The sequence below is a fragment of the Aeromonas sp. 82P genome, from assembly GCF_051919365.1.
GTDB classification, from domain to species: Bacteria; Pseudomonadota; Gammaproteobacteria; order Enterobacterales; family Aeromonadaceae; genus Aeromonas; species Aeromonas veronii.
Genome location: NZ_JBQBEV010000002.1, coordinates 1 through 9424, shown reverse-complemented (window position 1 = coordinate 9424; position 9424 = coordinate 1). Strand labels below are relative to the sequence as shown.

Annotated in this window: 11 protein-coding genes and 1 pseudogene; 4 read left to right on the top strand and 8 right to left on the bottom strand. The window is 55.7% G+C overall.

All coding sequences use genetic code 11. From position 1 onward, the window contains the following. Window positions 1-51: 51 nt before the first annotated feature. A pseudogene (locus ACTG2S_RS21010) lies at window positions 52-519 on the top strand (Qnr family pentapeptide repeat protein); the annotation flags it as partial. Window positions 520-953: 434 nt separating this feature from the next. Here ACTG2S_RS21010 and ACTG2S_RS21005 read toward each other — a convergent pair. From ACTG2S_RS21005 to ACTG2S_RS20995, 3 genes are all read right to left on the bottom strand, one after another. Beyond that, complete coding sequence (locus ACTG2S_RS21005; RefSeq protein ID WP_238819409.1) at window positions 954-1262, bottom strand: mobilization protein; 309 nt, start codon at window positions 1260-1262, stop codon at window positions 954-956. Next, entirely contained in the window at window positions 1263-1802 is a 540-nt protein-coding gene (locus ACTG2S_RS21000) for a DUF1640 domain-containing protein (protein ID WP_439983277.1), read from the bottom strand. A gap of 704 nt (window positions 1803-2506) precedes the next feature. Next, the gene (locus tag ACTG2S_RS20995; protein ID WP_439983276.1) at window positions 2507-2917 is read right to left on the bottom strand and encodes a MobC family plasmid mobilization relaxosome protein; all 411 of its coding nucleotides are present in this window, start codon (window positions 2915-2917) and stop codon (window positions 2507-2509) included. A 206-nt stretch (window positions 2918-3123) separates the two neighbouring features. Between ACTG2S_RS20995 and ACTG2S_RS20990 the strand changes: the two genes are divergently transcribed. Further along, window positions 3124-3405, top strand: coding sequence for a hypothetical protein (locus ACTG2S_RS20990; protein WP_439983274.1), 282 nt, complete (start codon window positions 3124-3126; stop codon window positions 3403-3405). Between the two features lie 195 nt (window positions 3406-3600). Here the strand turns inward: ACTG2S_RS20990 and ACTG2S_RS20985 are convergent, their stop codons facing one another. Then, entirely contained in the window at window positions 3601-4539 is a 939-nt protein-coding gene (locus ACTG2S_RS20985) for a replication initiation protein (protein WP_439983279.1), read from the bottom strand. Window positions 4540-5145: 606 nt separating this feature from the next. Here ACTG2S_RS20985 and ACTG2S_RS20980 point away from each other — a divergent pair. After that, the gene (locus ACTG2S_RS20980) at window positions 5146-5802 is read left to right on the top strand and encodes a quinolone resistance pentapeptide repeat protein QnrS2 (RefSeq protein WP_012537714.1); all 657 of its coding nucleotides are present in this window, start codon (window positions 5146-5148) and stop codon (window positions 5800-5802) included. Window positions 5803-6236: 434 nt separating this feature from the next. Here ACTG2S_RS20980 and ACTG2S_RS20975 read toward each other — a convergent pair whose 3' ends face one another. From ACTG2S_RS20975 to ACTG2S_RS20965, 3 genes are all read right to left on the bottom strand, one after another. Continuing rightward, the gene (locus ACTG2S_RS20975; protein ID WP_238819409.1) at window positions 6237-6545 is read right to left on the bottom strand and encodes a mobilization protein; all 309 of its coding nucleotides are present in this window, start codon (window positions 6543-6545) and stop codon (window positions 6237-6239) included. Then, window positions 6546-7085, bottom strand: a complete 540-nt coding sequence (locus ACTG2S_RS20970) for a DUF1640 domain-containing protein (protein ID WP_439983277.1) — start codon at window positions 7083-7085, stop codon at window positions 6546-6548. 704 nt (window positions 7086-7789) lie between these two features. Continuing rightward, entirely contained in the window at window positions 7790-8200 is a 411-nt protein-coding gene (locus tag ACTG2S_RS20965; protein ID WP_439983276.1) for a MobC family plasmid mobilization relaxosome protein, read from the bottom strand. 206 nt (window positions 8201-8406) lie between these two features. Here ACTG2S_RS20965 and ACTG2S_RS20960 point away from each other — a divergent pair, with 206 nt between their 5' ends. Next, on the top strand, window positions 8407-8688 hold the full coding sequence (locus ACTG2S_RS20960) for a hypothetical protein (RefSeq protein ID WP_439983274.1): 282 nt from the start codon (window positions 8407-8409) through the stop codon (window positions 8686-8688). 194 nt (window positions 8689-8882) lie between these two features. Here ACTG2S_RS20960 and ACTG2S_RS20955 read toward each other — a convergent pair. Then, the coding region (locus ACTG2S_RS20955; protein ID WP_439983273.1) for a primase C-terminal domain-containing protein at window positions 8883-9424 on the bottom strand (542 nt) is incomplete at its 5' end.

Below are 9424 nucleotides of genomic sequence, written 5' to 3'. Positions count from 1 at the left end.
CGTATTGCTAAGGTTAAGACTACTTTCTGCCTTTGCGAGAACAGCACCTAGCTTCGCGATGCAAGTTTCCAACAATGCCAGCTTGCGATGGCAAACTTTAGTAACGCCAATTGCTACGGTATTGAGTTACGTGAGTGTGATTTAAAAGGGGCCAACTTTTCCCGAGCAAACTTTGCCAATCAAGTGAGTAATCGTATGTACTTTTGCTCAGCCTTTATTACTGGATGTAACCTGTCTTATGCCAATATGGAGCGGGTCTGTTTAGAAAAATGTGAGCTGTTTGAAAATCGCTGGATAGGGACTCACCTCGCGGGCGCATCACTGAAAGAGTCAGACTTAAGTCGAGGTGTTTTTTCTGAAGATGTCTGGGGACAGTTTAGCCTACAGGGTGCTAATTTATGTCACGCCGAACTCGACGGTTTAGATCCTCGAAAAGTCGATACATCAGGTATCAAAATTGCCAGCTGGCAACAAGAACAGCTTCTCGAAGCGTTGGGTATTGTTGTTTTTCCTGACTAGATGCTTACGAATACCTGCTGATAAACTATACACAACATTAATACATTTTCTAATTCAAATCACCAGAGCTAGATCAATACTTCTAGCTCATTCTTGTCCAGAAACGTGTTTGAATGGGGCCAATCAATCTGTGGATGCTCAAGACAACCAGTATGATACTTTATTACTCAGTTGTAGCGTGACTCAGATTTTGTAGTAGGAATTAGTATGAATCTTTATTTCTGGGTGAGTATCATTTAGAACGGTACAAACAGGGTTACTTGACTGCTTAGTATGAAACTTTATTCCTCTCCTACAGCCACCGTGTCAGGTGTACCCAACCGACCTGATTTCATACCCGATCTCCTTAATTATTGTCACTGTGATGATATATCACATGCTAAATTCACGATCTTGCCGCTGCTCTTTTCGCAGCTCCGCAGCCCTGTCGGCGATCAGCGCTGCGCCTTCTGAAAGGCGTCCAGCGCCTCGTTCAAGTCGTTGACACTGCTGCTCAAGTTCCCAAGCGCTGCCCCTGTGATTCTGTTCGAGTGCTCTACCCCGCTCTGCAACGTCTCGAACGAACGCTGTAGCTCGCCGCACAGCGTCTCGCAGCTCGCCAGCGCGCTGGTGCAAGCGATCTGCAACTCGCTCAAAGAAAGAGCCTGCTGCTGAAATTGCAGCTTCAACGCCGCCGTTTGCTGCTGGTGTGCCGTTTCTATCCGCTCCAGCCTGTCGAGCAGTATCCGCTCCAGTTCGGTCATTTACTGCACCTCCACGGCCATCATTTTGTCGCCGCCCTTCACGTTGAACGGTGTCCCTAATGTCGGCGCGAGGATGTAGCTCTTGCCACCCTGATGGACGAAGGTCACTCCGGTCGGAAGCTGCGCCAGCGTGGCTTTCGCGCTGCGGATCTCGCTGTTCAACCGCTGCACCTCGCTGCCCATCCAGCTCAATACCCCCCAGCTCCCCAGCCCGATCCCCACGGAGGTGCATACCCCGATCAGCGAGGCTTTGAGCCAAACGCTGGAGACCAGCTTGAGGGTGTGGGCCTCGCTCTGGGCCTGATCGAGCACCGTTTTCAACGGCTGCGCCGAGCTGCTGATCTGCTGGGGCAGGCCCCTGAGCCCGTCCCGGATAGCGCCCACGGTTGTATTCAGCTCGCCGCTCACACGCTGCTGTAAATCTCTCCTGAGCGTCTCTAGCACCGCTTTCGCTAACTGCTCCACCTCGCCCAATTCCTGCTCTTGCCGCTGCTTGAGCCTCTCGCTCAAGCGTTCTTTCTGCTGTCCAAGATGCTCCATAGAGTTCCCCTTTTAACCGGATAGCGTTGGGATAGCCCTCCGGCTTGATGCTGGTGTAATCGGCCCCCATGCGCGTGATTTCGCACCCGAGCGCCGTTTGTAGGTACGCCCGCAGCTCGGCGGCGTTGGTGATCAACCCCTGCGCGGCGGCACCGATCAGGTGATCGGTGAGCTGCTTTTTGATGGCCGTTTTATCTGAGGCGCTTTTGAACGCCTCGAAGTCTGGCCGTAGCAACCGCGCCCGAAGCGGGTCGTCTGGCCGCGCCCAGCCCCTTTCGTGGTTATGTTTATCCCTCACCGCATCGAAGGCTTTACGGTGACCAGGTGGGGCCGGGTTGAACGATTTGCCTGTGCCCAGGTGAACACGGGGGATCAGGATGTGGACGTGAACCCCGCCATCCGGTTCGTCGTGCTGGACCGCCGTCAGGTGGACGTCTTCCGGCTCCAACCCAGCAAACGCCACCGCCTCGAAGTCCGCCAAAACCGCCGTGATCTCGTCGGCGGTCGGGGCCTCTTCCGCCGCCCACGAGATCACGGCACTCCGGTATCGATGCTGGAACGGCAGCGAGTCGGCCACCGCCGCGAACAGCACCGGATCGCCCCGCAGTACCGTCACCCCTGCCCGTGGTTCACCTGTGTGATCGTGCGAGCCCATGAGGTAGGCCGAAGCACGGGCACCGCTGCCCGTACCGTGGGAGAGGAATTTAATGAGCATCGTCGCGCCCCTTGGCCGCAGGCTTGGGGGGCGGCGGCAACTGGGGCAGCAGGCGTCCCGCCTGAACCTCTATGCTGCGCAGTAGGGCCAGCACTTCCACCAGTTGCACCGACGAGCCGGCCAACCGGCATTCGTTTAGGGCTCGGGCTATCTGGTTGAGGTTGTTGCTCATCCCGGCCAACTGACGCATCAACACAGGATCGGCATCGTTGCTGGTATCGCGGACACGGATGGGACGGCGCTGGGGCGTCGGCAAATTCGTCTGCTGATTGGCATCCACCGCCCCCCGGATCCAGTCAGACAAGCTGAGCCCGGATGCGGTCGCCCGCTCGCGCCATTCGGCGGCGGTCGGCTTATCGATCCTGACGCTGACGGTGGTTATCTTTTGGACCTTGGACACGCGGCCTCCGGCTGTGGTGTGTGGGGGATTGAAGGGGCATAGCCCCTCACCAGCCCCGTGTTACGTTGAGCCGCGAAGCAGGTGAAATGTAATACGGGTCGGCTGGCTTAATACCAGTAAAGCAGAAAACGAGGGGGTCGGCAACTTGCAATAAACGTCACCGTGACAGATAATGAATTACCGTAACAGTGACAGGAAAGAGCATCATGAAGGACGCAGCGGATCAGGGAACTGGGGACATGTTCGGCATCAAGCGAGGTCGTGGTAGACCAAAGACAGGGACAGCCAAGACGGGGGCAGAACGGCAGGCTACCTACCGGGCGAAGCAACAGGAAATAAACGTTACCGTGACGTTAAACAGGAATGATCTGAGGGCAGTAAAAACCATTCTGGCCTTCGCTACGGTCAAGGGGATCACGGAGATGGTGGACGCGGAAACGCTGGAGCGGATAGAGCGGGCGATCTACGCGATCCCGGCAGACGAGTAACCGGGGCCAGAGCAAGATCGCTCCGTGGACAACGGCCCCGCCCACACCCCCCGATAGAGCCGGGGGGCGATGGACGGCCTTCGGTCCGGCCGTTCCCCACCTCGCCAAGATCCGCTCTTTAAAGCCTTTTTTTAAAGACAAGAGCGCAGGAGCCCCCCCTAGCGGGGGCTATTATCTGATAAGGCTTGTTTTGGATCACTTTGGCGAAATGTTGGAGAGGTAGCGGCTAACACTTGCCGAACCAATACCTAAATCCTCAGCGATGTCCCGATTGCTGTAGCCCATCCCTTTGAGCCGCAGAATCTCCGGCAGAAGATCTGCTGCTTTGCTCGGTCTTCCCCCTCCCTTGGACATCTTGCCGCCCTTTGCTCCCTGCTCTGCTTGCCATGCGCTAAAGCCTGCGGGGCTTAGGTGCTGGTGCGTCCATCTGGCGATGGACTTGGCCGTGTGCCGGACTTCGTTTGCGGGGAGCGGCTGCTCGAACTGGGCGTTATATCCTGATGCCCGATCAACACAAGCGGCCAACCATGCGGGATAGTCCGGCCAGCCCTGCCGGATCGCTTTATAGGCCCACAGGCGCGTTTTCTCGAACAGGGTACAGTTTCGCCCAAGCCCGTACTCAGGAAGCGATTTGCGGCCATTGTAGGGGCTCAGATCGAGGTAATCGGATAGCCAGGCTAAATCGTAGAGCCGGGGCTCCCATACCTGCACAAGCCAGTGCTCATGCAGGGGGTTCTTGCAGATCAACCCGGAGTAGCCCATATCCGCCCCTAATTTCTCCCGGAGCGCGGCCTCGATGGCGGCGGCATACCGCAGAGGGGCTGCATTTCCATCCGGGGCAGTGCGGATCGGCGTATCCAGTCCGTAGATCAGATGCGCGTGGCCGTTGGCCTTGTTCGTGACGGTAATGTTAGGGGCTGGAGCGCCTACGTCATCCCAAGATAACGTAGCGGCTGCATGGTCTACGTCAAAAACGATCCAGTGGCGGTGCGTTGGCCCGTTCGGCTGGATGTAACGCGCACCAAGGGCGCGGGCAACATCCGCAATCCGTAGGCCCGTTGTAAGCTCGTCGGAATAGTAAGGCTTCCGGGGCAGGCGCTCCCGGAACAGCTCAAGCTGTGCTCTGTTGGTCAAAATCCACCGCGCTTATTGGCGGTGCAGGGTTGTTTGATGCGATCCATGTGATAGACTTCTCTTGTTCTTGTGAACGGCCCCCGTTTGCTGCGTTCTCTCCGCCAAGATAGAACTGCGTAGCAACGGGGGTTTGTCTTTTCTGGGCAACAAGTTACCGCACCATTTTCGCTACCGCAACACGTCACGCGCCACTGTGAGTAGAATAAAGTTTCGTTACTAAGTAATAAAGAATCATACTGAGTATTAAAGATTCATACTTAAATGGCAGCGATCAGAGTACACTGCCATTTCTAAAACGTTTATGCCCCATTCCTTCTTAGACCTTGTATCTACTTCAAATTGCAGGCTTCCGTTTAAGGTTACTTTACCTAATGGCGGACATCAGTAATCTATTGGGTTCCTTTTCTCTGTGGCTTTTTAAGCGGATAACTTTTTTCAATGGTGCCGCGTACTTTGAACGTTAACATAGAGGCTCAGGGCGCTATTTTACCCCCTTAAAATAGGCAAAATGAGGGTTTTTAAGATCTTGATTTTTAGTGTTTTTATTTTGGTGATGTGATGTGGCTTTGATGGTAGTGTTGCGTCCAGTTCATCATAGGAGTCAACATGGAAACCTACCGTCACACATATCGACACCACAGTTTTTCACATCAAGATCTAAGTGATATTACTTTCACTGCTTGCACCTTTATCCGATGCGATTTTCGACGTGCTAACTTGCGTGATGCGACATTTATTAACTGCAAGTTCATTGAACAGGGTGATATCGAAGGTTGCCATTTTGATGTCGCAGACCTTCGCGATGCAAGTTTCCAACAATGCCAGCTTGCGATGGCAAACTTTAGTAACGCCAATTGCTACGGTATTGAGTTACGTGAGTGTGATTTAAAAGGGGCCAACTTTTCCCGAGCAAACTTTGCCAATCAAGTGAGTAATCGTATGTACTTTTGCTCAGCCTTTATTACTGGATGTAACCTGTCTTATGCCAATATGGAGCGGGTCTGTTTAGAAAAATGTGAGCTGTTTGAAAATCGCTGGATAGGGACTCACCTCGCGGGCGCATCACTGAAAGAGTCAGACTTAAGTCGAGGTGTTTTTTCTGAAGATGTCTGGGGACAGTTTAGCCTACAGGGTGCTAATTTATGTCACGCCGAACTCGACGGTTTAGATCCTCGAAAAGTCGATACATCAGGTATCAAAATTGCCAGCTGGCAACAAGAACAGCTTCTCGAAGCGTTGGGTATTGTTGTTTTTCCTGACTAGATGCTTACGAATACCTGCTGATAAACTATACACAACATTAATACATTTTCTAATTCAAATCACCAGAGCTAGATCAATACTTCTAGCTCATTCTTGTCCAGAAACGTGTTTGAATGGGGCCAATCAATCTGTGGATGCTCAAGACAACCAGTATGATACTTTATTACTCAGTTGTAGCGTGACTCAGATTTTGTAGTAGGAATTAGTATGAATCTTTATTTCTGGGTGAGTATCATTTAGAACGGTACAAACAGGGTTACTTGACTGCTTAGTATGAAACTTTATTCCTCTCCTACAGCCACCGTGTCAGGTGTACCCAACCGACCTGATTTCATACCCGATCTCCTTAATTATTGTCACTGTGATGATATATCACATGCTAAATTCACGATCTTGCCGCTGCTCTTTTCGCAGCTCCGCAGCCCTGTCGGCGATCAGCGCTGCGCCTTCTGAAAGGCGTCCAGCGCCTCGTTCAAGTCGTTGACACTGCTGCTCAAGTTCCCAAGCGCTGCCCCTGTGATTCTGTTCGAGTGCTCTACCCCGCTCTGCAACGTCTCGAACGAACGCTGTAGCTCGCCGCACAGCGTCTCGCAGCTCGCCAGCGCGCTGGTGCAAGCGATCTGCAACTCGCTCAAAGAAAGAGCCTGCTGCTGAAATTGCAGCTTCAACGCCGCCGTTTGCTGCTGGTGTGCCGTTTCTATCCGCTCCAGCCTGTCGAGCAGTATCCGCTCCAGTTCGGTCATTTACTGCACCTCCACGGCCATCATTTTGTCGCCGCCCTTCACGTTGAACGGTGTCCCTAATGTCGGCGCGAGGATGTAGCTCTTGCCACCCTGATGGACGAAGGTCACTCCGGTCGGAAGCTGCGCCAGCGTGGCTTTCGCGCTGCGGATCTCGCTGTTCAACCGCTGCACCTCGCTGCCCATCCAGCTCAATACCCCCCAGCTCCCCAGCCCGATCCCCACGGAGGTGCATACCCCGATCAGCGAGGCTTTGAGCCAAACGCTGGAGACCAGCTTGAGGGTGTGGGCCTCGCTCTGGGCCTGATCGAGCACCGTTTTCAACGGCTGCGCCGAGCTGCTGATCTGCTGGGGCAGGCCCCTGAGCCCGTCCCGGATAGCGCCCACGGTTGTATTCAGCTCGCCGCTCACACGCTGCTGTAAATCTCTCCTGAGCGTCTCTAGCACCGCTTTCGCTAACTGCTCCACCTCGCCCAATTCCTGCTCTTGCCGCTGCTTGAGCCTCTCGCTCAAGCGTTCTTTCTGCTGTCCAAGATGCTCCATAGAGTTCCCCTTTTAACCGGATAGCGTTGGGATAGCCCTCCGGCTTGATGCTGGTGTAATCGGCCCCCATGCGCGTGATTTCGCACCCGAGCGCCGTTTGTAGGTACGCCCGCAGCTCGGCGGCGTTGGTGATCAACCCCTGCGCGGCGGCACCGATCAGGTGATCGGTGAGCTGCTTTTTGATGGCCGTTTTATCTGAGGCGCTTTTGAACGCCTCGAAGTCTGGCCGTAGCAACCGCGCCCGAAGCGGGTCGTCTGGCCGCGCCCAGCCCCTTTCGTGGTTATGTTTATCCCTCACCGCATCGAAGGCTTTACGGTGACCAGGTGGGGCCGGGTTGAACGATTTGCCTGTGCCCAGGTGAACACGGGGGATCAGGATGTGGACGTGAACCCCGCCATCCGGTTCGTCGTGCTGGACCGCCGTCAGGTGGACGTCTTCCGGCTCCAACCCAGCAAACGCCACCGCCTCGAAGTCCGCCAAAACCGCCGTGATCTCGTCGGCGGTCGGGGCCTCTTCCGCCGCCCACGAGATCACGGCACTCCGGTATCGATGCTGGAACGGCAGCGAGTCGGCCACCGCCGCGAACAGCACCGGATCGCCCCGCAGTACCGTCACCCCTGCCCGTGGTTCACCTGTGTGATCGTGCGAGCCCATGAGGTAGGCCGAAGCACGGGCACCGCTGCCCGTACCGTGGGAGAGGAATTTAATGAGCATCGTCGCGCCCCTTGGCCGCAGGCTTGGGGGGCGGCGGCAACTGGGGCAGCAGGCGTCCCGCCTGAACCTCTATGCTGCGCAGTAGGGCCAGCACTTCCACCAGTTGCACCGACGAGCCGGCCAACCGGCATTCGTTTAGGGCTCGGGCTATCTGGTTGAGGTTGTTGCTCATCCCGGCCAACTGACGCATCAACACAGGATCGGCATCGTTGCTGGTATCGCGGACACGGATGGGACGGCGCTGGGGCGTCGGCAAATTCGTCTGCTGATTGGCATCCACCGCCCCCCGGATCCAGTCAGACAAGCTGAGCCCGGATGCGGTCGCCCGCTCGCGCCATTCGGCGGCGGTCGGCTTATCGATCCTGACGCTGACGGTGGTTATCTTTTGGACCTTGGACACGCGGCCTCCGGCTGTGGTGTGTGGGGGATTGAAGGGGCATAGCCCCTCACCAGCCCCGTGTTACGTTGAGCCGCGAAGCAGGTGAAATGTAATACGGGTCGGCTGGCTTAATACCAGTAAAGCAGAAAACGAGGGGGTCGGCAACTTGCAATAAACGTCACCGTGACAGATAATGAATTACCGTAACAGTGACAGGAAAGAGCATCATGAAGGACGCAGCGGATCAGGGAACTGGGGACATGTTCGGCATCAAGCGAGGTCGTGGTAGACCAAAGACAGGGACAGCCAAGACGGGGGCAGAACGGCAGGCTACCTACCGGGCGAAGCAACAGGAAATAAACGTTACCGTGACGTTAAACAGGAATGATCTGAGGGCAGTAAAAACCATTCTGGCCTTCGCTACGGTCAAGGGGATCACGGAGATGGTGGACGCGGAAACGCTGGAGCGGATAGAGCGGGCGATCTACGCGATCCCGGCAGACGAGTAACCGGGGCCAGAGCAAGATCGCTCCGTGGACAACGGCCCCGCCCACACCCCCGATAGAGCCGGGGGGCGATGGACGGCCTTCGGTCCGGCCGTTCCCCACCTCGCCAAGATCCGCTCTTTAAAGCCTTTTTTTAAAGACAAGAGCGCAGGAGCCCCCCCTAGCGGGGGCTATTATCTGATAAGGCTTGTTTTGGATCACTTTGGCGAAATGTTGGAGAGGTAGCGGCTAACACTTGCCGAACCAATACCTAAATCCTCAGCGATGTCCCGATTGCTGTAGCCCATCCCTTTGAGCCGCAGAATCTCCGGCAGAAGATCTGCTGCTTTGCTCGGTCTTCCCCCTCCCTTGGACATCTTGCCGCCCTTTGCTCCCTGCTCTGCTTGCCATGCGCTAAAGCCTGCGGGGCTTAGGTGCTGGTGCGTCCATCTGGCGATGGACTTGGCCGTGTGCCGGACTTCGTTTGCGGGGAGCGGCTGCTCGAACTGGGCGTTATATCCTGATGCCCGATCAACACAAGCGGCCAACCATGCGGGATAGTCCGGCCAGCCCTGCCGGATCGCTTTATAGGCCCACAGGCGCGTTTTCTCGAACAGGGTACAGTTTCGCCCAAGCCCGTACTCAGGAAGCGATTTGCGGCCATTGTAGGGGCTCAGATCGAGGTAATCGGATAGCCAGGCTAAATCGTAGAGCCGGGGCTCCCATACCTGCACAAGCCAGTGCTCATGCAGGGGGTTCT

Bases quoted from the DNA above. Each gene is read 5' to 3' on its own strand.
- ACTG2S_RS20980 (WP_012537714.1), top strand. From the start codon at position 5,146: ATGGAAACCTACCGTCACACATATCGACACCACAGTTTTTCACATCAA.
- ACTG2S_RS20990 (WP_439983274.1), top strand. From the start codon at position 3,124: ATGAAGGACGCAGCGGATCAGGGAACTGGGGACATGTTCGGCATCAAG.
- ACTG2S_RS20975 (WP_238819409.1), bottom strand. From the start codon at position 6,545: ATGACCGAACTGGAGCGGATACTGCTCGACAGGCTGGAGCGGATAGAA.
- ACTG2S_RS20970 (WP_439983277.1), bottom strand. From the start codon at position 7,085: ATGGAGCATCTTGGACAGCAGAAAGAACGCTTGAGCGAGAGGCTCAAG.
- ACTG2S_RS20960 (WP_439983274.1), top strand. From the start codon at position 8,407: ATGAAGGACGCAGCGGATCAGGGAACTGGGGACATGTTCGGCATCAAG.
- ACTG2S_RS21000 (WP_439983277.1), bottom strand. From the start codon at position 1,802: ATGGAGCATCTTGGACAGCAGAAAGAACGCTTGAGCGAGAGGCTCAAG.
- ACTG2S_RS21005 (WP_238819409.1), bottom strand. From the start codon at position 1,262: ATGACCGAACTGGAGCGGATACTGCTCGACAGGCTGGAGCGGATAGAA.